The 25,426-nt window shown below is 37.4% G+C and carries 30 protein-coding genes and 1 pseudogene; 10 read left to right on the plus strand and 21 right to left on the minus strand.

Going from position 1 to position 25,426, the window contains the following annotated elements:
- Positions 1–39: 39 nt before the first annotated feature.
- The 4 genes from NYE67_RS15915 to NYE67_RS15930 form a co-directional block, all read right to left on the minus strand.
- Positions 40–819, minus strand: a complete 780-nt coding sequence (locus NYE67_RS15915) for a transporter substrate-binding domain-containing protein (protein ID WP_340730484.1) — start codon at positions 817–819, stop codon at positions 40–42.
- A 331-nt stretch (positions 820–1,150) separates the two neighbouring features.
- Positions 1,151–2,464 carry a CitMHS family transporter gene (locus NYE67_RS15920; RefSeq protein ID WP_340730485.1) on the minus strand — a complete coding sequence of 438 codons (1,314 nt, stop codon included), beginning with the start codon at positions 2,462–2,464 and terminating at the stop codon, positions 1,151–1,153.
- Positions 2,465–2,558: 94 nt separating this feature from the next.
- Positions 2,559–3,257: a response regulator gene (locus NYE67_RS15925; protein ID WP_340730486.1), complete on the minus strand. Its 699-nt coding sequence runs from the start codon at positions 3,255–3,257 to the stop codon at positions 2,559–2,561.
- A gap of 4 nt (positions 3,258–3,261) precedes the next feature.
- Positions 3,262–4,818, minus strand: a complete 1,557-nt coding sequence (locus tag NYE67_RS15930; protein ID WP_340730487.1) for a sensor histidine kinase — start codon at positions 4,816–4,818, stop codon at positions 3,262–3,264.
- Between the two features lie 193 nt (positions 4,819–5,011).
- On the opposite strand from NYE67_RS15930, the gene NYE67_RS15935 reads away from it, so the two are divergent.
- Positions 5,012–5,482 carry a hypothetical protein gene (locus tag NYE67_RS15935; protein ID WP_340730488.1) on the plus strand — a complete coding sequence of 157 codons (471 nt, stop codon included), beginning with the start codon at positions 5,012–5,014 and terminating at the stop codon, positions 5,480–5,482.
- 125 nt (positions 5,483–5,607) lie between these two features.
- Complete coding sequence (locus tag NYE67_RS15940; protein ID WP_340730920.1) at positions 5,608–5,910, plus strand: YunC family protein; 303 nt, start codon at positions 5,608–5,610, stop codon at positions 5,908–5,910.
- A gap of 76 nt (positions 5,911–5,986) precedes the next feature.
- On the opposite strand, the gene NYE67_RS15945 is transcribed toward NYE67_RS15940, so the two are convergent.
- The 3 genes from NYE67_RS15945 to NYE67_RS15955 form a co-directional block, all read right to left on the minus strand.
- On the minus strand, positions 5,987–6,298 hold the full coding sequence (locus NYE67_RS15945; protein ID WP_340730489.1) for a hypothetical protein: 312 nt from the start codon (positions 6,296–6,298) through the stop codon (positions 5,987–5,989).
- 208 nt (positions 6,299–6,506) lie between these two features.
- Positions 6,507–7,046, minus strand: a complete 540-nt coding sequence (locus NYE67_RS15950; protein WP_340730490.1) for a PH domain-containing protein — start codon at positions 7,044–7,046, stop codon at positions 6,507–6,509.
- Between the two features lie 9 nt (positions 7,047–7,055).
- Positions 7,056–7,274 (minus strand): DUF4428 domain-containing protein, encoded by a 219-nt coding sequence (locus NYE67_RS15955; protein WP_340730491.1) that lies wholly within the window; start codon positions 7,272–7,274, stop codon positions 7,056–7,058.
- Between the two features lie 236 nt (positions 7,275–7,510).
- Between NYE67_RS15955 and NYE67_RS15960 the strand changes: the two genes are divergently transcribed.
- Positions 7,511–7,978, plus strand: coding sequence for a hypothetical protein (locus NYE67_RS15960; RefSeq protein ID WP_340730492.1), 468 nt, complete (start codon positions 7,511–7,513; stop codon positions 7,976–7,978).
- 591 nt (positions 7,979–8,569) lie between these two features.
- Here the strand turns inward: NYE67_RS15960 and NYE67_RS15965 are convergent.
- The 7 genes from NYE67_RS15965 to NYE67_RS15995 are packed head-to-tail and all read right to left on the minus strand — an operon-like array spanning position 8,570 to position 15,679.
- The gene (locus NYE67_RS15965) at positions 8,570–9,985 is read right to left on the minus strand and encodes a dihydroorotase (protein WP_340730493.1); all 1,416 of its coding nucleotides are present in this window, start codon (positions 9,983–9,985) and stop codon (positions 8,570–8,572) included.
- An 18-nt stretch (positions 9,986–10,003) separates the two neighbouring features.
- Positions 10,004–11,467 (minus strand): MFS transporter, encoded by a 1,464-nt coding sequence (locus NYE67_RS15970; RefSeq protein ID WP_340730494.1) that lies wholly within the window; start codon positions 11,465–11,467, stop codon positions 10,004–10,006.
- A 28-nt stretch (positions 11,468–11,495) separates the two neighbouring features.
- Positions 11,496–12,263 carry an IclR family transcriptional regulator gene (locus tag NYE67_RS15975; RefSeq protein ID WP_340730495.1) on the minus strand — a complete coding sequence of 256 codons (768 nt, stop codon included), beginning with the start codon at positions 12,261–12,263 and terminating at the stop codon, positions 11,496–11,498.
- Positions 12,264–12,285: 22 nt separating this feature from the next.
- Positions 12,286–12,984: an isochorismatase family protein gene (locus tag NYE67_RS15980; protein ID WP_340730496.1), complete on the minus strand. Its 699-nt coding sequence runs from the start codon at positions 12,982–12,984 to the stop codon at positions 12,286–12,288.
- A 45-nt stretch (positions 12,985–13,029) separates the two neighbouring features.
- Positions 13,030–13,788, minus strand: coding sequence for an ABC transporter permease (locus NYE67_RS15985; RefSeq protein ID WP_340730497.1), 759 nt, complete (start codon positions 13,786–13,788; stop codon positions 13,030–13,032).
- 23 nt (positions 13,789–13,811) lie between these two features.
- Positions 13,812–14,663: an ABC transporter ATP-binding protein gene (locus NYE67_RS15990; protein WP_225231197.1), complete on the minus strand. Its 852-nt coding sequence runs from the start codon at positions 14,661–14,663 to the stop codon at positions 13,812–13,814.
- 17 nt (positions 14,664–14,680) lie between these two features.
- Positions 14,681–15,679: an ABC transporter substrate-binding protein gene (locus tag NYE67_RS15995; RefSeq protein ID WP_340730498.1), complete on the minus strand. Its 999-nt coding sequence runs from the start codon at positions 15,677–15,679 to the stop codon at positions 14,681–14,683.
- 273 nt (positions 15,680–15,952) lie between these two features.
- On the opposite strand from NYE67_RS15995, the gene NYE67_RS16000 reads away from it, so the two are divergent.
- Positions 15,953–16,237, plus strand: coding sequence for a MerR family transcriptional regulator (locus NYE67_RS16000; protein WP_340730499.1), 285 nt, complete (start codon positions 15,953–15,955; stop codon positions 16,235–16,237).
- A 487-nt stretch (positions 16,238–16,724) separates the two neighbouring features.
- On the opposite strand, the gene NYE67_RS16005 is transcribed toward NYE67_RS16000, so the two are convergent.
- Complete coding sequence (locus NYE67_RS16005; protein WP_340730500.1) at positions 16,725–17,081, minus strand: flavoprotein; 357 nt, start codon at positions 17,079–17,081, stop codon at positions 16,725–16,727.
- A 113-nt stretch (positions 17,082–17,194) separates the two neighbouring features.
- Between NYE67_RS16005 and NYE67_RS16010 the strand changes: the two genes are divergently transcribed.
- Both NYE67_RS16010 and NYE67_RS16015 read left to right on the plus strand, forming a co-directional pair.
- The gene (locus NYE67_RS16010) at positions 17,195–17,806 is read left to right on the plus strand and encodes a hypothetical protein (protein WP_340730501.1); all 612 of its coding nucleotides are present in this window, start codon (positions 17,195–17,197) and stop codon (positions 17,804–17,806) included.
- A 435-nt stretch (positions 17,807–18,241) separates the two neighbouring features.
- Positions 18,242–18,846: pseudogene (locus NYE67_RS16015) on the plus strand (YdcF family protein).
- A 76-nt stretch (positions 18,847–18,922) separates the two neighbouring features.
- On the opposite strand, the gene NYE67_RS16020 reads toward NYE67_RS16015, so the two are convergent.
- From NYE67_RS16020 to NYE67_RS16030, 3 genes are all read right to left on the minus strand, one after another.
- Positions 18,923–19,255 (minus strand): 4-aminobutyrate aminotransferase, encoded by a 333-nt coding sequence (locus NYE67_RS16020; protein WP_340730502.1) that lies wholly within the window; start codon positions 19,253–19,255, stop codon positions 18,923–18,925.
- 27 nt (positions 19,256–19,282) lie between these two features.
- Positions 19,283–19,582 carry a hypothetical protein gene (locus NYE67_RS16025; protein ID WP_340730503.1) on the minus strand — a complete coding sequence of 100 codons (300 nt, stop codon included), beginning with the start codon at positions 19,580–19,582 and terminating at the stop codon, positions 19,283–19,285.
- Between the two features lie 271 nt (positions 19,583–19,853).
- Positions 19,854–21,413, minus strand: a complete 1,560-nt coding sequence (locus NYE67_RS16030) for a histidine kinase N-terminal 7TM domain-containing diguanylate cyclase (RefSeq protein WP_340730504.1) — start codon at positions 21,411–21,413, stop codon at positions 19,854–19,856.
- Positions 21,414–21,705: 292 nt separating this feature from the next.
- Between NYE67_RS16030 and NYE67_RS16035 the strand changes: the two genes are divergently transcribed.
- Together NYE67_RS16035 and NYE67_RS16040 are read left to right on the plus strand one after the other, a co-directional pair.
- A complete protein-coding gene (locus NYE67_RS16035; protein ID WP_340730921.1) occupies positions 21,706–22,494 on the plus strand; it encodes a methyl-accepting chemotaxis protein in 789 nt (262 codons plus the stop codon).
- 282 nt (positions 22,495–22,776) lie between these two features.
- Complete coding sequence (locus NYE67_RS16040) at positions 22,777–23,007, plus strand: hypothetical protein (protein WP_340730505.1); 231 nt, start codon at positions 22,777–22,779, stop codon at positions 23,005–23,007.
- A gap of 5 nt (positions 23,008–23,012) precedes the next feature.
- On the opposite strand, the gene NYE67_RS16045 is transcribed toward NYE67_RS16040, so the two are convergent.
- From NYE67_RS16045 to NYE67_RS16055, 3 genes are all read right to left on the minus strand, one after another.
- Positions 23,013–23,252, minus strand: a complete 240-nt coding sequence (locus NYE67_RS16045; protein WP_340730506.1) for a hypothetical protein — start codon at positions 23,250–23,252, stop codon at positions 23,013–23,015.
- A gap of 88 nt (positions 23,253–23,340) precedes the next feature.
- Complete coding sequence (locus NYE67_RS16050; RefSeq protein ID WP_340730507.1) at positions 23,341–23,604, minus strand: hypothetical protein; 264 nt, start codon at positions 23,602–23,604, stop codon at positions 23,341–23,343.
- Positions 23,605–23,662: 58 nt separating this feature from the next.
- On the minus strand, positions 23,663–24,103 hold the full coding sequence (locus NYE67_RS16055) for a GNAT family N-acetyltransferase (protein WP_340730508.1): 441 nt from the start codon (positions 24,101–24,103) through the stop codon (positions 23,663–23,665).
- 195 nt (positions 24,104–24,298) lie between these two features.
- Between NYE67_RS16055 and NYE67_RS16060 the strand changes: the two genes are divergently transcribed.
- Together NYE67_RS16060 and NYE67_RS16065 are read left to right on the plus strand one after the other, a co-directional pair.
- Entirely contained in the window at positions 24,299–24,514 is a 216-nt protein-coding gene (locus NYE67_RS16060) for a hypothetical protein (protein WP_340730509.1), read from the plus strand.
- Positions 24,515–24,528: 14 nt separating this feature from the next.
- A complete protein-coding gene (locus NYE67_RS16065; RefSeq protein ID WP_340730510.1) occupies positions 24,529–25,392 on the plus strand; it encodes a phosphotransferase family protein in 864 nt (287 codons plus the stop codon).
- Positions 25,393–25,426 lie beyond the last annotated feature (34 nt).

A 25,426-nucleotide genomic window follows, 5' to 3' on the forward strand; every position in this document is an offset into this window, starting at 1 on the left:
CCTCTTAAAAATAAGCACGCTTTATGCGTGCTTAGAGTTTTATTCAGCTAAATAATTGTCTAGAATTTCTTGGTACTCTCCGCTTTCTTTCAAGTTTTCTAGACCTTCATTAATCTTTTCAAGAATTTCTTGATTTTTACCTTTTAATACACCAATCCCATATTGATCGTCATTCAGACGGTCACCAACAATTTTTAAAGGTAAATCTTGTTGTGCGATTGCATATGAAATTACTGGGTAATCTTCAAATAGTGCTACAGAATTTCCGTTTTGTACATCTAAGAACATCGATGGGCTATCATCAAACTGCACCATTTCAAAGCCGACCTCTGATGCAATAGAAGTCGCATAGTTTGCGCCAACTGTTCCTTTTTTAACTGCTACACGTTTCCCCTTTAGGTCTTCTACAGATTGAATATCTGTATTTGCGTCACTTACAATAAGAGACACACCTGCATCGAAGTAAGGTTCAGAGAAATCAACGACATTTTTACGTTCTTCCGTGATACTCATTCCACCCATAGCTACGTCTAATTGCCCTGCTTGTAATGCAGGGATAATTCCTTTGAAGTCCATTGCTTTTAATTCCACTTCAAAACCTTGGTCTTCAGCAATTGCTTCGATTAATTCCACATCAATCCCAACATATTTACCATCTTTTTCGAACTCAAATGGTGGGTATGTAACATCAATACCTACTTTATAAACCTCTTTGTCTGAATTAGTTGATGATGACTTTTCTGTTTCATCCCCGCTGTTACATGCTCCTAATAACAATGCTGGTACGAGTAAGAAACTTGCTAATAGATTCTTTTTCATGAATTATCCCCTTTTCTTTATATTTAGATAGTTCCAAATTAAGTTTATTATTTAAAAACTATCATTACAACCCTTTCCCTCCTTTTTTCCTTTGTTATGACATAAATTTAATAGTTTAAGATATTTTTCTATAATAAAATACCTTATATTGGTTATTAATTATTGAAATAAGAAAATTCTTATTGAATTAATGATAGGCACTATAAAAATTCTTTATATTTGAAATCTAATTTCATGACAGGTTTTTGTCTGCATTGACAATTCGTTGCAGAGCAATTCCAAAGCCTAAAAAAATGAAGCCCCTTATAAAAGAAGCTTCATTTCAATCTATTTAAACCTGTACTACACCTAATAAAACCGCGATGAATAGTAGTGTAATACTTAATCCCCACATCCAGAAGAACGAGAATTTCAAGTGCTTGCCCATTTCCAGGCCTGATAGACCGAGTGCTAGCCATACTGCTGGTGCAAGTGGAGAAACGAATGTTCCGACAATGTTACCGATAATCATTGCGTATGCTGTAGATAACGAATCGATTCCATACGTTAATCCAATCTGATCCACGACCGGGAACAAGGCAAAGTAATAGGCATCTGTGCTTAACAGTAAATCAAATGGTACGCCAAATACACCGATAATAATATGTAGATACTGCGCTAAAAAGCTAGGCAGGATATTCACGGCATTATTAGCGATTGCTGTTAACATGCCTGTCCCGTTTAAAATCCCTAAAAACAGACCGGCAGCAATGATGATTGAAGCCATTGTTAAGGCGTTTGATGCGTGTGCCTGAATTCGTCCCATCTGTTCCTTAGGTGTACGGTAATTTAACGGTAAAGCAATTGCCACACCGATTAAGAAGGCTAGTCCCGCAGGCAATAGACCTGACATTAACACGGCAAGAACAACAATAGCTAAAATAGCATTTGCCCAAATTAGCTTTGGACGTTTCAATGATTCATCTACTTCATTGTTAAGAATACTGTTACTTAAATCAAAGTTTAACGTTTGTCCTGTTTGCGCACGTTTTGCAATCAGGCGTTTTTCACGGAAGCCCATAAATACAGCAAGTAGTAGCATTAGTACAACACCGATCACCTGAATCTTGATTAATGGATGCCAAAGCTCTGTTACATCTGTATCGAGAACGGAAGCAACACGCCCTAATGGACCACCCCAAGGAATCATATTAATAATAGCTGCAGAACCAGCGACTAATAGTAAAAGTAAGTACGGATTCATGCCAAGTCGAACATAAAGTGGCAATAGCGCCGTAATCGAAATTAAAAATGTAGAAGCACCTGAACCGTCTAGCTGTGCAATGACAGCAACAATAACCGTTACAATCGCAACAAGTACGACATTTCCTTTTGACAGCGCTACCATTTTATTGATGACTGGTTCGAATAACCCGACATCCTGCATAATTCCGAAAAAGATAATGGCAAAAATAAACATCACTGCAACACTGATGACGGAGTTAATCCCATCCCCGAAGAACACCCCTAAATCATCAAACGAATACCCTGCAATAAACATCGCAATTACTGGCGGAATGACCATTGCAACAATTGGTGATACCCGTCCGCTAATTAACAGCGCGACAATGACTAAAATCGTGATAATTCCAATAATACTTAACATTAAACAACCCCCATTGCTTAGAATTCTTATAATTTTATGACAATTCTGTGCATGGAGGAATAATGTGATCATTTATTTAATAAATACAATAAAATTAATTTTGTTCATAAGTTTCACGAAGGACATAATTGCGTTCCGGACGACCAACTGTTCCGTAAAGCAGCTTCGTTTCTAGGACATTCATTTCCACTAAATATTCTAAATAGCGTCTGGCAGTGGATCGGCTTGTCCCGATTACTTCACTTAACTGGGTAGCTGTTAGCGTTGTGTATTTTTGCTCTTTAAATAAGTGAATGACCTGATCAAGCGTAAATGTATCAATCCCTTTTGGCAATGCTTTCTCGGTCGCCGCACTGCTGTTGCTGTTCCGGTTAAAAAGCATATCCAGATCGTGCTGTGTAAAATGCGTTTTCTTTTGAAATGCTGACCGTGTGACGTGAAGGTGCTGAAATGCTTTTTGGAGTCTTGCTTCATCGAACGGTTTCACAATGTAATCAAATACCCTATATGCAAATAATGCTTCGACATGTTCACGCTCTGCTGCCGCAGTTACCATCATGATATAGATTTCCGGATAATGCGCCCGTACATAGGCAACAAGATCATAACCTTTTACATCCGGAATATATAAATCCATTAAAAGAACGGTTGGAGGTGTTGTATGTGTGAGCGATTCTATTAAAGATGCACCACTTAAAAATTGCTTTACTTGTGCTTCCGGCTGTATCGCTTTTATGTAGTCGGCATGGATCGCCGCAATACGAAAATCATCTTCTAGCAGCCAAATATCCATTACATCACTCCCTTTGTAAAATAATTAAAAAGCAAGCTCCGCCTAAGTCACTTTCTTCTATTAATAAGGAGCCGCCCACCTTTTGCAGTGCCTGCTCACTGATTGCTAAACCGTAACCCCTATCATAGCCATCCTTTGTCGTATAGCCGAGTGTAAAAATATGCTCTGCCGTTTCTTCCTCTATACCAGGTCCGTTATCATGAACTTCAATAATCAGTTCATGGCTATATTGGTGAATAAAAAGGTTAATTTGCTTCTCGGCTATGTTCGTATTATGTAACGCATCCATAGCATTTTGAAGAACATTGCCTAACGCGGTTAATAATGCATCCACTTCTTCATCACTATAATCGATTAAAACGTCTTGAGTTTCAATAGTTATCGTAATTTCTCGCTCCTTAGCCTCTGAAATTTTCCCTTCTAATAATGCTTGTATAAGGATAGAAGGTTGTGCAGCAAGTACTTGCTGCTGTTTTGTTGTATCCTGCTGCTCTTGCCGAATATATTGAATCGCCTCTTCAATATGATCATTTTTTATTAAGCCGAGGATTACATGCAGTTTATTGGCAAATTCATGCGTTTTTGCCCGCTGCATCCGTGCTTGCTGCTTCACAAGTGTCAGCTCATTAATCACGGTTTCATACTCAAGCTTTGCACGCAAAATATATAAATAGCCGAGCTGCTTATCATGTTTTAACGGCGTCTTTGTAATAATCATGTCCTGCTGCTGCAAAGGAATTTCCAAAGCACGAACCACCTCTTCTTGAAAAAGCCTTTCAGGAAGCTGTGTATGTAACGAGATCCCTTCTTTTAGGGATGAAATAAGTTCCTTCGCACGGGAATTTGAGATTACGACATCATTATTTAGTGTCGTTAAAATAATTCCATCCGTCGTTTCCTCTAAAATTGTATGATAGGCAGAATAAACTTTGGCTATTTGTGCCGGCTGCATACCGAGCAGCTGTTCTTTTACATAAAGCGATAACAGTACTGCACAAATTATCCCGAAAACCGCAACAAGAAGCGTTATTTGAAGCCATCCAGAAAATGCGGTATCAATGGTTCTTTGAATATCTTTAGTTAAAAAACCGACCGAAACAATACCTACGACATTGCCGTCAACAAGAACCGGTACCTTCCCGCGGATGGATTCACCTAGTGAACCTGTTGTTACCGAAACAATCGGCTCTTTGTTAATAAGCGCAGAATCATTGTCCCCTCCTACCATCGACTGACCAATCTTTTGTGGGTCAGGATGAGTATATCGAATCCCTTGTTCATTCCCAATCACAACAAAACTAGCACCGATCTGCTGTCGGATTTCCTCTGCAATTGGCTGAAGAATGGAAGAGGGGTCTTCTGTAGAAAATGCGGAAATGATATCTGGACGTTCAGCAATTAAATAAGCACTCGTTAACGCCTTTTCCCCCATCTCCTCAAGTATCGATTCATCTAAATGGTGATTGATTAGTAATAAAAACAGCACACAAATCGCAAATATGATTCCGCTAATCGTAATAATGAGTCTTGCTGTTAAAGATTGCCTTAGGCGAGTTACCAACGTTCCGCCCCCTTTCAAGCGTTTTTTCTATTTTAACATGGCTTATCTAGGATTTAATCAGAACAAACTCTATTACTAATTAGTTTACATATAATAAAGGGGTTCTTATAAAAAAATATCAACCATTTCACAAAATAATTTATCGACATACTGTAAAATTCTGCTAAGGTTATTTTGTAAAGGAGGAAGTCTTATGAAGAAAATTAGCATGGTTGCTTTATTAATAGTTATTATTTCTGTAGGATTGTTCATCTTTTTTAATGGAGAAATTGGGGAAAGTACTGAGGAAGCAAAAATATCTACAATAGGTGGGTTTAGTGCTGATAACGTGGATTTCTCATTTTCTATATTATCAGCTTTAGACGCGGAGGAAGATAATATTATTTACATCGATTTGACACATGATATACGAAAATCCTTAACTACTAGTTTGATGAGGCAGCATGCGGAAAAGAATCCAAGTCCGGAACATCCGACTTCATTTATAGGGTCATTAATGTTTACAGATAACGATGGTTTCTTCAGAAAAATCCAGTTTTATAAGGATGAATCGGATCGTACATATATCAATTTCCCTTTAAGTTTTGAGAACTATGATAAATATTATGCTTTAACAACGGATCATTTCCCTGATCTATTTTTACAATTGAGGGAAAGTCAGTAATTATATAAGCCGGTGCTTGATACAATTCAAGCACCGGCTTTTTTCAAATACCCTACTTATTTCCCCCAAAACAAGTACCTATTTCCAATTGTTTCATATGATTTATATGAAGGGGGGCGAAGGTTATCGTCTATACGGAAACGATTGATCTTCAAGGTCATTTATTTTATGCTGTAACTGTTCATTTACCTAAGACAACTTTGCTGACGATTTCGAATGAGCGTGGGTACATTATGTGTGGTGCGCTTGATGTCGGACTTTTAAATGAAAAGTTGGCCGATCGTAAAATTATAGCGGGTCGTGCAGTTGGTGTCAGAACAATTGACGACTTACTTAAAGCACCATTAGAGTCCATCACACATGAAGCGAGAGCGTGTGGCATCGAAGAAGGTATGATTGGTGAAGAGGCTTTATTAAAAATGATTTAAATTGGTTTGATAGGCAAATTTACATGCAAAAGACCGCTCTTTCAATTTCTTGAAAAAGCGGTCTATTTATTTATATTTAAATTGCTCGGTTATAATAAGAAGCTTTCGTTCCTTTACTTCGTTTGACGGCTAGAAGCTCCTCTAATTTCTGAATATATTCATGATCCATTGATATTCTTGTAAGGCTTGTTAATAAATAGGGTCTTAATCCGGAATTGATTTTTTGGAAACGTGCAAGATTAATCAAATACTTGGCCATCTTAAATGACTTTAAGTGTGTATGTCCATTTTTGAATTCCTTCTTCGTATTAACTACCATAAATTCTTGCTTTCGCCCTTTATAGAAAGGAATAATAATGAACTCATCTTTTTTGAAAATTTGATTCATATTATCTCACCCTTTTCTCGAATAATTCAAAACGATCTTTCACATATGGAGAAATATCAATCTTGCTTCCTTTTACCCCATTACCGCCTTTCCTCTTTTTTTGTTCTTATCTCTCCTTACCCTAATTATCGATAACTATATTCCAACTAGAAAGAAAAAATAACTATTTTAATAATTATTAACAACACCTTCATATTCTCTTACTACACTATAATCCTAAAAGTTGCTTTTTCATTGCTTCGAATTCCTCGGGAGTTATAATTCCTGCGTCTAGTAGCTCTTTATATTTTATGATTTCTTCGGTAATTGATATAGGTACAGGGACCGATGTGTGATCATTTTTGTCACTTGTTTTTAATTTATCCAGTATTTCATGAATGGCATTATTTATTGCAGTGGCAGAACCGCTATCCAGACCAACCTTAAATTTCTCCTGGGGTGTATCGATTGTTAAAACACCAAATACCATCCCTTTTTCAAAAGAGATATCATTAATTCTTTCATGGTTGACTGCTTTGAATTTTTCACCAGTCATTGACTTTTGTCCGAATAGGATGCGCTTGTTCGTAATGGCGTATGCATAATTACTATCATGCTTTGTTACCGAATTGTAATTGTGCAAGCCAATAAAAGTCATCAATACTTTTTCATCACGAATTAAATTATCCTGCAATACTTTAAAATGCTTTACTCCCCAACTTTGATTAAAGCCCGAGCCGAATTGATTGTCTACACAATACTGGTACATATTCTCTGCTCATGACATTGGATCATCACCCAGTTTGTCTTCTTTTTCTTGAATAATGGCTTTCACTTCTTCAATCGTTACTTTGTTCACATTAATACGCGTTGCTCCGCCAGCTTCCTTTAAGCAACTTGGACAAATCCACGCATTTGATTTTCTTAATTTAAATCGATTCAATCCAACCTGTTGATTACACACACCACAAGTCGCTTTTAAATCAAAGAAACCCATTTAATCATCTCCTGGTAAGTTATATTGCTAATAGATTAACCAAATTTCGGCTATCTATGAAGATGGTTATTGATAACGACATTTCACAAAATTTTTTTCCTTATTCAATCTCAAAACAGTGGGCGACCAGCAAATAGACGGAAATTCTCCACTTATTTTTAAATTGACTGGATTAGTTTCCAAGTATAGGATAATCAGTATCTTCAATAATATAAAAATTAATAGGAGGAACTTTCTTGAATATATCCCATTCACCTGATTTCCTTTCATACCTATATACAATCGATTGGTTTTCTCATTGCGGGGAGAACAATATAAATAGAGAAGCAATTATGAAAGCAATTACGAAGACAAGTTGGGAAAACTTAGTATTGCATCACAGAGAAGAATCAAGTGCGATACTAGCTAAGAAGCATCCTACTGCCTATAGAGAGTGGAATAATCTAACCGCTCAGTTCAAACAGCAGGAACTACCTAAACTTGAAGTCATCTGGCACGATGCATTAAACCGATATGACTTAGCTGAACGAGCTATACTGATGGATATTTCTTTTAATGTGCTAAATTATGCTCTTCTAAAAGCGTACGAGCCTTTTGTGGAAATACCGCCATTTTACAATGAACTGTTCGTCATTTACGAACAAGGAAAGTTACCTTATGGATGGAAAGGTACGCGGGACAATGGTGTGTTTTTAGTTTATTAAAAACCAGCACTGTTCTACTTGTTAAGATTTACAGAAGGGACATATCCAATGCCAGTTTACAACAAACTTGTATTGAAAGATCAGGAAGTAAATTTACTACACGTACACTCCATTGTTCTGAATACTTAACAGAGCTCAAGAAGAAATTGGAAGAAGACATGCAAGAATTTTGGAGCTAATTCATGCTGCACTCCCTATTCCCGAAGCTACTTTTAAAGACTTGGAAACAACTCGGGTTGCAAAAAAGAAAAGCACGGTGGATTTGAGGAAGGGATTTATTTGATAGAGGTTGAGGAGGAGTAATTGGCTTTTAACCTCATCAATCTTTTTCTGTGAAAATAACAGGAGAAATTCCCCTTATTTTTAATTTCTTTTAAAAATCTGCTGAAATAACGGGAGATTTTCCGCTTATTGACCTGTAAATCATGAAAATGTGTGATATTTTAAGCGATAAGCGGAAATCTTACCCTTATTTAACCCCAAAACAGCGGTCAACTAGCAAATAACAGGAATTTCTCCGCTTATTTTACTGGCCTTAAAAAGAAACAAACCGCCCCTCACTACTAAAAGGGGCGATTCATTCTCATTCCTTTAATTCACCGCTGCTTCAACTAACGGTGCATTCCCCACCGGCTCTGCTTTGCGGAAAATGTATCTGCCTTTTGTCTTCGGTTCCACAACCTTGCCGTTCTTTGCGATTACTTCGCCGCGGCGTATTGTCATGACTGGCCAGCCTTGGACGTCTCGGCCTTCGTAAATTGTGTAGTCCGAATTGATCGGAATTGTTTTCGCATCGATTGTTAATTTCTTCTCTAAATCGACTAGCACTAAATCAGCGTCCGAGTCAATTCCGATTGTTCCTTTTTGAGGATACATGCCGTATGTTTTAGCTGTATTTGCAGCTGTCAGCTCGGCTATTTTTTCTAAAGGTAATCCATGTTTGAAATGGCCTTCGCTCAGCATTAGCGGGAACATGAATTCGGCACCGCCAAAGCCTAATACCGTTTTATCAATATCATAGCCATTTTTAAATTTATCTTTCCAGAAAATCGATACGTGGTCTGTTCCGACAAACTTCACAATCCCTTTTTTAATACCTTCCCATAACAGTTCGTTATCTTCCGTATATCGCAGTGGTGGCTTAACAATTGCCCCTAAGCCTTTCTTATTGTCTACCGTTTCGAGTAAGTAGTGCGGACATGTTTCTACATTGACGATATCCGGATTGAAATGCTTCATTTTTTCCAATGCCTGCATACTCGTACCGGCACTCATATGCACGACGGTAATTTTTGCATCATAGTGTAAGGCCAATGTCGCACAGCGTACAACCGACTCTGTTTCGACGATGTCCGGATTATATTTTTCAAAGAAAATTAATTCGTTTTTATCGGTTACGTCTTCATACTTTTTCGTATAATGTTTCCCCATATCCACGTTTTCGCAATGAATGGCTAATACAAGATCTTTTGAAATACTGTTCATTTCAGCGAAAATATCCAATAATAGTTCATCATCCAATAAGCGGTCCGTGCCAAAGCGACTTTGCTCCTGACCACGGTAGCCTAAATATAATTTAAAGGAAGTTGAACCAAATTCATTGACGTATGATTTCATTTCCTTTAAATGCTTGTTCGTCATAATACCTAGGTGGAAGCAAAAATCAATGATGCTTTCATTTTCGCCAATCCCGATTTCCGTTGGTAGCTGATCTTTGTACGATTGGGAGCTGCGCATAAAGTTAATGACTGACGTTACCCCACCAATGGCAGAAGAACGCGAAGTTTTGTAATAGTCCTCCGCTAAGCTGCCGTAAACGCCATAATGACTATGACCGTCGATTGCGCCCGGGAAAATATGCTTGCCAGTTGCATCAATAATTTTGGCATTGTGCTCATTTAAATCGTTGCCAATTGCTGCAATGATTCCATCCTCTATCATGATATCCGCTCTTTTTACACCTTCATACGGAATAACTAAATTTCCACCTTTTATAATCGTCTTCATACTCGTTCCTCCTTTAGTTTAGGCAACATCACGCTTTCCCTCTACTTCCACTGCCTTTTCCTGTGATGTTGGTTCTCTTGTCCAAAAAGCTGCAAATGCAGCACATAGTGTAATCATCGTTGTAATGATAAATGCCAACTGGAATCCATTCGTAATAAATACTAAGCCGTTTACCGAAACGTTCGCTGCAGCACCGGCATACACCGCTCCCTTTAAATCATCCGGAACAGCTGAGACGACAATCATTAACGCTAACGCCGTGCTCAGTACCCCGCCCATATTTTGTAGCATCGATCGTAGTCCGTTTGCGACACCTGTAGAATGACTTGGGACACTCATCATAATTAACTGTGTATTCGGGGTCATAAAAATCCCTGATCCAAATCCAATTAAGAACTGGCCGATCATTAATGCGGTAAACGAGCTTTCCACATGCATGTTTAGTGCCAGTAAGCTCATGCCGATCGTTGAAATGAAAAGACCAGCTGTCGTTAGCATTCTTGTTCGTATGTAACTGCTTAGCCTTCCGATCTGTAGCGATGCGACAACGGTTCCTCCCGTCATCGGCAATACCCATAAGCCTGCATGAAAAGCATTCGCCCCGTAAATAATTTGGAAAAATAATGCCATTAGCAGAACAACCGATGACCGTGCTAGCGAGTTTAAAAATGTCGTCATATTTGCCATTGAAAAGGTTTGTTGACGAAATAATGCAAAGTTCACAACGGGCATCTTCGCCTTGCGTTCCACAAAATAAAATACAATGGCGAGTAGTACGAAAATCGAAATTCCTGCAATAACGGATATATGCGTCCAGCCAAGCTCACTGCTGCTTGATATCCCATAAATTAATCCGCCTAAACCTGCTAATATAAGTAAGCTTCCATAATAATCGAACGTTATTTTCGAATGCTTCACTACGTTTTTTGGCAGCATCCAAATTGCTAAAACCGTCCCGATTACACCGATTGGGATATTGAACCAGAACACCCATTGCCAGTTGAACATATAGGTGAAGTACCCGCCTACAACCGGTCCGATGAGCTGCGCAATCGAAGAAACGACTACATTAATTCCGAGCGCTGAACTTAATTTTTCCGTTTTAAATGCAGATACAATCATCGGTGTCGTATTCGTTATGACAAGCGCCCCGCTAATTCCCTGCAGTGCCCTTAAAATAATCAGCATGCCAACATCTGTTGCATATCCGCATAAAAAGCTGAATATAGTAAAGCTCGCAATGCCGATAATATAAAGCTTTTTACGTCCGAATAAATCCGCGACCTTCCCAAAAACTAGTATGAAGACCGTATTGAATAGCATGTAGGACAGCAATATCCAGCTCGCTTCTAAAGATGATGCCTGGAAATGCGTTGTGATCGAGGGAAGCGCTACATTTAACGTACTCATATTCATCATGACTAAAAGAACACCTAAGCTCGTTATCATCAGTACTTTCCAAGGATTAAACTTGTCCCCCATACACATCTACTCCATTCTCATGATCCCATTACTCAGAAGCTATAATCAGTTGGATGTAGCCCATTTTTTCGGAGATTTCTACAGAAGCCTTTAGTAATGACTGAATCATCTGCTCCTGCTTGACCCCCATCCGCGCTACCGGGCCAGAAATCGATAATCCCCCAATGATCTGGTGCTTGCTGTCAAAGATCGGGGATGAAATCGATAGCAGCCCTTCAATCCGCTCGCTTAAACTGATTGCATAGCCATCATTCCGAATTTGCCGGGCTTGCTCCAGCAGAACTTCCTGCTGACTGAAATCAAGTGCTTCCTGCTGCATCACCATTTTTTTCTCATCATTCGATAAATAGCTGAACAACAGCTTTCCGGAAGCCCCGTAGCAAAGTGCGCTACGTCCACCGACTTTTACAAAGTTTCGGATTTGTTGACTGCTTTCCACCTTTTCTATACAGACACGGTTGTAGCCATCGAGTACGTTTAAACTTACCGTTTCCAATGTTTCCTCATTAAGCGCCCGCATAACTGGGAGCGCCACCTGTCTTAAATCAATTGTCGCTGCATAGGCATTCCCTAGCTCAAACACTTTAAAGCCTAATTGATAGAGTTGCGTTAAGTTGTCCTGTTCGATAAAGCGCTGCGATTTTAATGTGTGCAAAATCCGGACTACTGTACTTTTAGGCAGCAGCAGTTTTTCTGAAATCTCTTTAACGGATAAACTGTTCTCTTCGATTGTGAAACAAGTTAAAATTTGCAAAGCTCTTTCTACTGATTGAACGTTTGAAGTTTGTTGCCTCATCCCACAACCTCCATTCAAATAGTTATCTGACGGCCGCCTTTAAGTTAAGCAAGTATTCCTTAATAGCCTCGGTTGGTACAACATCACAATATTTCATCCATAAATCCAGTAAAGCCGCCTTATGGGACAGTTCAATCCTGTCATATACCGCGTCTTCTACAATCGCTACATTGAAATTATGTGTGACAGCATCCACAATCGTTGCCCGGACACAGCCACCAGTTGAGCCGCCGACAACAATTAACGAATCGACACCTAACTTCACAAGATAGCTAATTAACGGTGTCCCGAAAAATGCACTGGCGTAGCTTTTGTCCACGACGATATCATTATCTGACGGCAATAGTTCATCAATAATCATTGTTCCTGGCATGCCGTCCACATAGTTGGAATTGTCGCGGTTCGCTTTTAAAGCAAAGGAATCAAACTGAATTGATCTTTTCTGCACATTTCTTGTGTAAATTGTCGGAATGCCCACTTCATCCGCCAATGCCTTGAGCTGCTTCACATTATCAAGTGTCGCCCATGCTTTTTCGCCGCCACCGCTCGGATACTTATGCAGCTGCTCTTCAATCGGCACATTTTCTCCCATATAGTTATATTGCGGATCAATGATTAGCAGCAGCGGATTTTTGCCTAGCCCCCTCGACTTCCCGTAGCCGCCTCTTTCGATCACCAATTTATCCGTTTCTGAAAGCAGTTCATCCCAAATTCTTGCCATCGTCATTTCCTCCTTTATCGTTCGTACCTTTTATTAACCCGAAATTTAAACTCCGCCTGTATTCCCTCTCCAGCGCAGGAAGTATTGCTCTACTTTTAAGAAACCGAAGTTAATTAAGTAACCGATAATTCCTAATGTGAAAATACCTGCAAACATTTCTGCTACACGGAAAATACGCTGCATGTCCAAAATGAAATACCCGATGCCGCTGTTACCCGTAATCATTTCCGCTACGACAGCCACTACTAGTGCAATACCAACCGAAACCCTCATACCAGTTAATATAGAAGGAAGTGCTGCCGGCAAAATGATTTTAAATAGAGATTTTATTTTCGAAACACCAAATGTACGGCCTGTATCGATTAAGATTGGATCTACACCACGTACACCGCTGTAAGTGTTTAATAAAATCGGGAATAAACTTGAAAGGAAGATAACGAATACTTTCATTTCATTTTCAATTCCTAAAAATAAGATCGCTACCGGAATATAAGCTGAAGCCGGTATTGGACGAATAAGCTCTGTAATCGGCTCTAACAAACGATAAATAAATGGTGTTGTTCCCATTAATAAACCAAGTGGAACTGCTACTAATGCTGCTAATAAGAAGCCACTGAATATTCTCCCTAAACTCGGCAGCAAGTAATTTAATAGTTCACCGTTAGCTATAATACCGCCCCATGTTGTAAATACCTGACTGACTGGAGGCATGCTTACAGAGTCAACGATCCCCGTTTTTGAGGCAATCTCCCACATTACTAAAAGTGCTATTATTAATACAAATCCCGGCCAACGTTTTAACATATACATCTCCTCCTATCTCATTTTTACGCCTGTCCTTTTTCCTGCGAGAAGATACTTGAAAACAGCTTCAACTGCATCGTCGTAAAGTGTTTACTTTTTCTCGTATCAATTTGGTTTCGGGGATACGGCAGATTCACAACGATATCTTCTTTTAATCCAATAGGTGCCTTCCCTAATGAAATAATATGGCTTGATAAAAATACAGCTTCATCTACATCATGTGTTACAAACAAAATCGTAATCGGCAACTTCTCCCAAATACTCAGTAGTAGCTCCTGTAAGATTGCTCGTGTCATCGCATCGACCGCACTGAACGGCTCATCCATTAAAAGTACTTTCGGTTCGCAAATTAACGCACGGGCTATGACAACACGCTGCTGCATACCACCTGACAGCTGAGATGGATAATAGTCTTCGTATCCTTCAAGACCAACGAGTTTTATATATTCCATGCAGCGCTCTTTCGCTTCTTGCTTAGAAATATTTTTCTTTTGCGTATTCAGTCCAAATTCAATATTTTCCAAAACGGTATACCACGGGAAAATCGATTTCGTATATTGCTGGAATACATAAATCATTCCTTTGGGCGGTCCGCTAATGACTTGCCCATCGAAATTGATTGTTCCGCTTGTAGGAGTTTCCAGCCCGGAAATCAGTTTCAGCAGTGTTGATTTCCCGCATCCGGAAGGCCCGACAATGGAAAGAAAGCTGCCTTCGGGGATTTTGTACGAAAAGTTCTCAAATACGGTAATCTTATTTTTGTTTACAGAAAACTCCTTGTTCACTCCTTCAATATGGATAAGCGTTTTCGGACGGCCTGTCTCTATTTGCATTTCACTGTCTGTACCTAATTCATATACATTTGATAAATTCATAACAATCCACCCTTTCTTTACTTCAAAGTTTCCGTAACATATTGTGAAAAGTACTCTGTTGCTTCGTGCTTTTGCTTTAACTCGCCTGCTTCTACATACATATCAACAATTTGTTGCCAAACGTCTTTATTGAATTCATTGCTCCACGCAATTTGCGGCATATCGGTAATTAACTTTTCATCCACACCTGTGAAATCAACGATATGCTTTTTGGCACGCTCTTCATCCGCTAACATATATTCAATCGAAGCAGAGATCGCATCATAAAAGCGGGAAACAGCTTCCGGGTTTTCTTCAACAAATTTACTGCGCGCATACCAAGCGCCTACCGGTTGTTCCGGAATACTTTCTACGTAATTCCAAGAGATTACTTTTGTTGTTCCTTCAGAAACGAGCTGTGTTGTATAAGGATCTACTAAAGAAATAGCGTCAACCTGATTGTTCTTAAGGGCATCTCCCATACTTGAAAACGGTACTTCTACAAATTCAACTTTGTCGACATCTGCACCAGACTCTTCAATAATCTTTTTCAGTCCTAAAACTAACTGGTTACGTGAGTCATAAATCGCTACCTTTTTTCCTTCTAAATCTTTTAAGCTTTCAATATTCGAATCGGCTAATACTTGAACAGACGCTGTATCCGGTCCTTCTGCTTGTGCAATTTCATTTTGAGCAATGGATACTAGGTCAAATCCGGATTCATTGGCTACCATCGCTGTACCTGGTGCCGATAAAATAATATCTACACTGCCAGAACGCTGTGCATTGATCGATTCTGAGCCTGATTTAAATTCAATTAGTTTGACATCTAATCCGTGCTCCTCATAAATACCGACACTTTCTGCAATCCAGGCATTCGTTAAAGCAGCATTTTTCTGAATACCAACTTTTAAAGGAATCACACCGCCATTTTCGGCTGAAGCCGTTGTTTTCGCTTCATCTTTACTGCATGCACTTAATAAAAGAAGCATCATCAGCATTAGTAAATAAAAACCATTCTTTTTTAATTTCATCATCTTGGTTTCCTCCTCTAAAATGTTTTCGAGAGACCTGTTTCACGATACGGAATGCGTTCCATTTTTCGATAAGGTCATTCGCTTGAGATAACCTTAGTATATATTTTTATAATTTTCTGACTACTATCTTGTTAGATTTTCTAACATACTTCTCATTTTTAGATGTTTTATTGAAATAAAATGTTAACTATCCTAACATACCACTTAGGCGATCAATAAAATTCACAATAAAAATACTAGTATGTAACTTTTATTAACGAGAGGTGGTCTATTATGAAAGAAAACTATCAATCTTTTCGCGATAAGAAAATCATTTCAATCGGTAATGTTAGTGAACTTCTTGGATTATCCATTCGTCAAATCCGATATTATGAGGAGCGTGGCCTCATCCTCCCCGCACGTTCGTCCAAAGGTACAAGGAAATTTTCTTTAATAGATATCGAAATACTCAGCCTCATCGCAGAATGTGTGGAAGAGGGCGTCCAAACAGTAGAAATCAAACAAATGTTAAAAAAACGTGGTCTCCCTTACTCTTCTCAGAAATACAAACAATCCTAGATCAAGCAACTAGCGGCATCTACTTCTCCTTAGATAAACTCAATCCTTATCAATCAACAACTGTTAATGTTATTGTGATAAACCATTTTTTATGTAAAAGAGCTCTTGGATTCACTTAAATAGAGATAAAAAAATAACGGATATCTACTATGAGTTTAAGTTTGTCTTTACTCATTGATTTCCGTTATATATTTAGCTTGGGGGCGTTGTGAAAATAAGGGGATAATTTACCCTTATTTTGAAATTTTACGGATTATGGGTCTAAATAAGCGGAGGAATTACCCTTATTGGCCTTTCGGGTGGGGATATTTGGTGGTTTTTAGGTTGATAAGCGGAATTACTCCCCTTATTTCATGCCGAAATGGTGTGCGTTGTGAAAATAACAGTAAAAACTCCGCTTATTTCTCTTTCCAAAAGTACCCTAGCTACAAAATCGCACCGGGGAATTCAATTTTACTCAAAACGCCTGTCTCTATGTAACTTCTTATTAATGTCCAATCCTCATTTTCTTGTTTTTTAAATGTCTGAAAAAATAGCTAACGTTCTCTAACTTTTTTCCATCAATAACTAATGTAGCTGATAAGATCGCCATCATTTCATCTTGTCGTAAAGGAATTATGGAAACCTCATTTAAATTCCAGCTATTTCCCTCCCGCTTTACAAAATCAAAACCCTGTTCCCAACCAGCTATAGACTGTTCATAACCAAAATCTATTACTTCACCTGCTGAAATCTCCCTTGCTTTATAATCTTTAGAAATTATTCTTTTCATGTCTGATAGCGATGAATTTCGCCAAATATCTAAATACGAATCAAGAAAATGGCGGAATGAATTTTCTCCCAAAATAAAACACCTCCTAATAAATTTCTACAACCTTAATATTAACTGAATTTTCATGAAACTTTAATGGATTTTTAACGACTAATTTAGAAAAGGCGGTGTAAGGGTATTTGAAATTGAAATTTTTATATTTAGCTATTCTATTATTGTTGCTATTTGGTTGTTCGTCTAACATAGAAGTTAAAGAAGGGGAAGAATTAGCATTAGACTTATCTGACATTGAACAAATGAATATCGGTGCAGAGATGCCAAGACTTTTATATGCCGATAACACCATAGTCGTTATGCAGGGGACATTTGGAGTGGTCGTATTTAATATGAAAGATTCAGGCGTTACGAATCGCATTTCATATGAACAAATCAGGTCATATGGGATTACAATGATGTTAGCAGCTGTTTCGCCAGACGGTACAACGATCTTTATAGGAAATGATAATCTCCCGATGTCGTCTAATGAATTTATATATACGCATCAATACAATATTCGTACGGGATTAATTCAAGAAACTACACAACAGCCACCAAATTTATTTAGGCCTAAAACAATTGAACAACCTGGCTATCATGAGCAATACGACGATATAGAATATGGTACTAGTCACAATGTTGTCGAACTGGATCACTCATTTATCTATCTACGTTCCTCATCTTGGGAAATGAAAGATCTACAAATTGTTAATTGCCCATTTGAAGATGGTGAAAGAAAAGTTTTTGATGTGTTTGAATGAGCATCTACTAGGCGTTTTATTGAGTTGTACTTTTTATCGATAAACTATTTAAAAGGAGATTATATACCGATGCTGACGATACCAGAATCTATACAGCCATCAATCTTTTATGTCACATATGCTTACTTTATCTATTTACTCCTATTTGTTCTTTTTAGAGTTGTTGTTTTTAATTTTGCTCTAACAAAGATTAAGCGCCCACTAAGTATTGCTTACGATATTTCTCTTTTTGTCATCACATCAATTTGGTTCCTTTATCTACATTCACAAGACTTTATTTATTACAGTTATGATTCGCCTATAATACTATTTGTTTGTTTTGCCTATTTCGTTTCGATATTTGATTTCATATACAACTATATTTCGTATAAAAAAATAAAGGTATTGAACGTACCTGAACAAAAGCAGTAAGATATTGCAAAGGACTGATTTCAATTGACCAAAAAGATCGTGCTAAGATTGTTTATTGCCATAATAGTTATTTTTCTTATTTTCATATGCTATTCAGCTATTAGCATTTGGTCTTTTGGTAACAAAAATCAATTAGTTAAAACTGATGCAGCTGTAGTACTTGGTTACTTGGTGCTGCTGTTTGGGAGGATGAACCTTCTCCTGTTTTTCGAGAACGGATAAATCATTCTATCTGGCTTTATGAGAATGATTATGTAGAAAAAATTATCTTTACTGGTGGCAAGGCCGAGGATGATGCATATGCAGAATCAGAGGTAGCAAGAAATTATGCTATTAAAAATAATGTTAATGCAGAAGATATTTTTATTGAAACGAAATCAAAAATTACAGAAGAAAATTTGCAATACGCTTATGAAATCGCAAATGAGAAAAACTTGAACACTTTTACTATTGTAAGTGACCCTTTGCATATGAAAAGAGCCATCGTAATGGCAAAATATATGGGGATGGAGGTATATTCATCACCTACGCAAAGCTCAGTATATAAGACATTGAATAGTAAAGTGCCCTTTTTCTTCCGAGAGTTGTTCTTTTATATCGGTTATATCTTCACTTTACCATTTAGATGATTACTGCCAGACTAGGATATGCTGCTCTTTTCTTCCTGGGGGTGATCATCTTGATCTAATTCTCACTGCAGCTCTCCTAGTTCTTTAAAAAGCGTTGATTTTCCTCTTTTGGTGGCATTACAAACATTGCATATAAGTATATAGAAAAGCTAACAAAGATCCCGATAACCGTAATGGAATTTGATACCGGCATACTTGTTATACCGCTAATGATGTTTAATGTGAAAAATAATAAAATACCGAATAACGTAGCAGTCATCACCTTATTTTTTCTTTGCAACTGTTTCCGGAACAGCGGATTTCCCCCACTATTTTCGCTACTCTTTGTATCATCAATTTGTTTTACTAAAGCATAAATCAACCCTGAAATGATGAAAAAAACTACTGCATATCCTATAATGTCATCCATTGTATTCCCCCCGTTCACCTGTTGACTTTATGAGTAAAATTCTCTTAATTTTTCCGGCAAGGTTTTATTCATAATGAAGCCTGCTAAAGCTAATCCTACCAAAATAATGGCAATCTCCAAAACGTTTACTAGCCAAGCTATTTGTACAGTATCCGTAAAGTTGGAACCACCAATAATGACGACCACAGCTACAGCCCATGCAACTAAAAACCCTGCACCAAACTGGAGCCATTCTTTTTTTGAAAGCTTCATAAAAAGGCTTCTATTTTTATAAAATTTCATGATCAAAAATATCCAAAGTAATCCACTCATTATCAATCCAAACATGTACAATCCCTCCCTTTAGCTAGTTCGTGTAACTTTTATACCTCAGCCTTAAAATAACGGTAGGAATTCCGCTTATTTTGAATCACACCGGAAAATCAGCCAAAATAGACGGAGAAATTCCGCTTATTTATCGAAAAAGCAGTTACAATTAGGTTTTTCCGAGGTGATAAGCGGAAAACTTACCCTTATTTTACCCCCGAACAGCGGTCATCTAGCAAATAGAAGGAATTTCTCCGCTTATTTTCCTAGCTCAATGAGAGGAATTTACTTCCTAGCTCGCCCCGAAAGTTTTTACCCTGTTGCGTCCTTTTTCCTTTGCAGCATACAAAGCTTTATCCGCTTTATGCAGTAGCTGATGCAGCGTTTCCTCTGTCCAATCCTTTACTTCCGCAACGCCAATGCTTAACGTTACAGAAAGCTTTCCTTCTGGAGTCATAAGCTGCTCCATTTCCAACGTTTCACAAAGTCGCTTGCCTAATGCTTCGCCCTCTGCTTCATTGTATTCCTTCAATGCAATGACGAATTCCTCTCCGCCATAACGGGCAAAGACATGTTCTTCCTGCAATTGTGATTGGCAAAGCTTTACTACGTGCACGATTACTTGGTCACCGATATGATGCCCATACGTATCATTCACCCGTTTAAAATGATCGATATCTATTAATAGTATCGTAAATGGTGAGGACGTTTCTTTTGCTGCCATGAAATCCTGCTCGCATTTCTGTAAAAAGGCGCGTCGATTATAAATCTGTGTAAGCTCATCATAATAAGCCTGCTGCTCTAGTTTTTCTTGTAACGTTTTTATTTCCGTTATATCCGTAAATACTAACAATAGACCTTTGCTATTTTTTTCCTGTTCTAATGATGTAATGCGAACGTGATACATTCGCTCTGAATCATTCGTCGTAAGTTTAAATTCTTGAATGTCCACAATATCGGCACCTAATTGGAATGGCAAGGCCTCTCCTGTTTGCTCCGTCCATATCTCCGCAAAGTTCTTACCGAGCATGGATTTATCCGTTAGTGGAAGTATTGCTCTGCAAGCTTGATTGTACTCAATTAGCCGGTGAGATTTATCCAATACAAGCGCACAATCATTAATACTATTAAATATCGTGTCTTTTGCAATTGGCATGATGGTAAACAGCCGCGATGTGCTAATAGACCATAAATAGAGCACAGAAGAAATCCATAAAATCATTGGTACCGGATCAATTCCTACAGGTGTGAAACCTATCAAATAGAGAAACGCCGTTATCATAGGAAGAAGTTGACCGAACATTAACGCTATAAGCTGTGGGCGATATCCCTTAGCTGTTTCTTTCCAGCGAGAAATTAATAGGATAAAGGCTACTAACATGCAGGCAAATGTGAACATACCATGTACCATATACCAAATACCAATCTCTTGGTAAACGTAAGGGGCACCTAAATTCGGGTCTAGTTCAAATACCCGATAATGAAGATGGTGCCAGTTATTCGTCGCTACCATTATTACAGTAGTGAACGGAATAACAAGAAGAAGGATAGCTCTTTTTAACGTAACCTTAATGCCCAAATAAACCATAATAAACAATAACCCTAAAGGTGGAGACAAGGTCATCCCGATGTATAAGATGATATTCCAAAAAGTTATTTGTTCAAGCGTTGTGGATATTAAGCACAACGCGGAAGCAAAACAATAGATGCCTATTGTTGCTGTATAAAAAATAAAGTAATTTGAGATATTCGTATATTTATAACGATTCTTAAATGTATACAGGCATAAGAACAAATTCAGTATTCCAGAAGTACAAACAAGTGTAATATACATTGTTAATTGCGAAGCCACTTTTGGTTTCCCTCTCTTAGTTAACACTTTTTATTTTAAATGTAGCATATTGGAAGGACAAAATCACATAAGGGATTATAACTACAACCTTCAATTAAAAGATTTATATAATACACTCCCCTTCTTTTGAAATGAACATTTTACATATATTTCAATCATTTCAAGCAAAATACTTTCGAATTAGCACTAATTTACTATATAATGAGGTTTCCTAGATAATAGGCAATTAATATCTTTATAAGGGGGTTTCTAAGGAGTGTTCTTTTCTCCGGGCGTTAACGTAAGTACTCAGATGCTAAATGAAAAATCTGTTCTGGCTGCAATGGAAACAAATTTAGCAATGATTGAGTTCAACTTAAACAGAAGAGTAATTTGGGTAAATGAAAATTTTTCTGAAACATTAGGCTATACAGTTAACGAAATGAAAAATATGCAGCATGAGCAGTTTTGTACGTCGGAGTTTAGAAACAGTAAAGAATATAAAGAATTATGGAGTAATCTTAGTAAAGGGGTAAAGTTTCAATCAAAGATTCCACGTGTCACTAAATTAGGCAATATCATTTGGTTGGAAGCTACCTATATCCCCATACTAAATCAGGATGGTAACGTAGAAGCCGTTCTTAAAATAGCAACGAATATTAATGAGCGTGAAAATACTACCAATAAAATTACTGCAGAATTAAAGGAAATGCCCATCGAATTAGTGAATCTCGTCGTTGAAAATTCAAATGAAAAAATACAGGCAGTAGAATCATTAAAGAATCACATTGATTTAATCACGGAAATCACTAAAACGATTCGCAATATTTCCAGACAAACGAATGTGCTCGCGTTAAATGCAGCAATTGAGGCTGCCCGTGTAGGAGAACAAGGTCGAGGTTTCAAAGTAGTAGCCGAAGAAGTAAGAAGATTGGCTGGTAATGTTGATGATGCCATTAAAAATGTCAATCTGAATGTTGAAACCATTTTAAAAGATGTAGGAAATGTCGGCAAAATTACAGACGATTTACAAAAAATTGTCCTAGAAACTCAATCAAAGTTTACTAAGACGATCGCAGAATTTGAAAGTGTAATGAAATAAAATATTTGTTTTCCACATAAGGGCACAATTCATAAGGAATTGGGCTTTTTTGATTTAAAGATGGGAGGAAAAGTACACGATGATAGTATTTCTAGTAATTAGTCTTTATTTGATGCCTGTTTTAGCTATTATATTTTGTGTTAATTTAGTAATTATAATGAAAAAAGTTAAAGAAGATTTACCTACTACTTTCAATACATTTTTATTAACAGCGTCATTTGTTTTAATTGTATGGAGTATTGCTGTATCATCTTTGGTTAACTAACAATATGGGGGCTAAAAATGAAATTTTCCAGAAAGATGGCTAAGGTTGAGCAGAATAATTGGAGAAAAGGTGCCATCCTCGGTTTTTACACTTATATGCTGCTATTACTTATAAATTATGTTTACTCACTAATAGTTGGAAGTGAACTTCTTACTTCCGGCATCATCTTTTGGACTGGATTGATAGTAGCTTTTGGGTACGAGTTTATCCTTAATTATAGTTCTAGAATGAAAGCAAAAAAATATTAAACGGATTAATCCAACTTAAAATTACGGTTTTGTATAAAGAAGCTAGAGATAGCGCCGATTATTATGGAAATTACAATTTTGATGACGTAATTGTTTGTAAGTCCTTCCATAACGTATCCTTTAAATTTTTGTAGTTCTGTTGCTTCTGGCATCCAATCAATAACATACCCAATCCCTAACATCGTAGGAAGGCTAATCAATAGATAGATAACGATAGAACTAAGAAGAAACGTCTTAATATCCAAAGCATTGAACCTCCATTCCTTTAAACATTCCAAAGCACCCCATTTGTTAGACACATCTATCAAGGAGGTGCTGTCCTTGTTTCACTAATTAAAAATATAAAAAGTATATAAAAGAACCTACTAATACTATATACAAACTGTTTCTAACCCAAATGACTTTTTTACTTATCCCTGCTTTTTTTTCTAAGTAAATAATATAGTTAAATGTAAGTACAAATCCCAAAATTATGATTAAGTATCCTTTAGGTTCATTTACTTCAACAATATATTTGATTATTGCCATAGCAATGAGTGTGATTCCGATTGTGACCGAAATCATATAAAAATAGAGAACTTGCTTATCTTTTTTCAAGACCATACCCTCCATAACCGTAGCCTATGCTGATTATGGAGGAGAAAGACACTCAGACCTATTTTTCTGTTATGTATAACCGCATATAAAGATAACCATCCTCTATATCGTCTGTTGATTCAAAGCCTAAGTTACTCCAAAATTTTTGTGCGGTGATGTTTTCTAGATTAACTGGTGCGGAAATCCTACGTGCATTGAATTCTTTACACAAATATTCAATACAAAGCTTAGCCGCTGCTGATCCATAGCCTCTTCTTTGAAACCGGCTATCTATCATAAAATTGATGATTTGGGGGTTATTTTCGCCAATATACATTGAAACAAAACCTACCATCACATTATCGGCATAAATTGCAAAAGGGCGGGAATCATCATAAAACACCCACGCTTCGGCTAATGACCATGCTACAGAATCTACAAAGTCCACATGGGTATCAATTGTACGCAAATTTAAACATTCTTCGTAATTGTCGCTATTAATTTTTCTTAACTCTAGCAAAGCAATGCCCCCTTCCCTTCATTGATCTCAAACTATTCACTTCAACTAAATTTAAAAAATTACATGTGTAAAATTATACCATTTAAAGACTGAAAGCTGTTATACTTAAACGTACGGATTTGAGCAGTTTAACGGATTTAGTGGCTCTCATTTCGGTTACGAACTAATACTTATTCTTCTTGAAAGGTGCTGTAAATGGCGATTATACTGTCAATTAATCTAATATATGCAATTTTAATTTGGATCTTTTTCAACCCCGAAAAAAGTTTAGCGTGGCTAAAACGGGAGAAGTACAAAGACGTAACTGAAGGCGCAATTCGTTATACAAAATGGATGTCCTTAATCGGTATTCTGATGTTAACGCTTATAATTCTTGTTATTTTTATACTTACAAAAATAGAGTTAGCTTAAGGGAGGTTTGTTTGTTGTTAAATAGTTTAATTGAGCGATTTGGGCTGCAGGTGCAATCTGTTCGTGATGTGGAAAATTCTCATAGTTCTACCGTCTATAAATGCACGTTATTAAATGGGGACATTGTTTTTTTGAAAATTCCCTATACGAAATTAAAATGGCAGCGTGAATTAGAAGCTTATGAGTTTTTGAAGGGGCGTGTTGCTATTCCGGAAATGTTGGATTACTGGTCTGGTGATGATGTCTGTCCCGGCGCTTTTTTATTGTCTGAATTAAAAGGAAAACCGTTAACAACAGATGTTTCGCCAACCGTAGCATTTCAAGTAGGTGTCCTACAAGCTACTATGCATACGGTTAGTCCGCCAGTGGGGAAATTATTAACTGGTATACAAAATGAATTTCCAAACTGGTCTCATTTTATTGAAAAACAATTTTATAGCTTTGCTGAAGATGTGATCACTGTTGTAGACGAGCATTTGTACAGGAAAGCTATTGAAAAGTTTGAGGAAATGAAACAGCAGCTTCCTCCTCATGATGGACCGAGCTTTGTACATATGGATTTCCGACCGGCCAATATTATTATTGACGGTGATCAAGTTTCAGGCATGATTGATTTTGAAAGTGTCCGCTTCGGTTCAACAGAAATCGATTTCACCAAATTGAACCGTGATTTCTTAAGCTTTAACCCTGCTTTCTATGAAGCATTTCAAGAAGGCTATAAAAGTATTAGGCCGCTCATTGATTTAGAGACTGTGTTACCGTTTTATTCATTTATAGATGCCTTCAATAGTATTGGATGGTCTAAGCGTCGTGGTATTGAAAAAAACGCTATTTTTTTAGAAGAAAATTTAGCTAAATTAAAGACACTTGTAATGTAAAAAAGCATAGTGCCGAGTAGAAATCGCTTGGCAC

This window comes from Solibacillus sp. FSL W8-0474, from assembly GCF_038004065.1.
GTDB lineage: Bacteria > Bacillota > Bacilli > Bacillales_A > Planococcaceae > Solibacillus > Solibacillus faecavium.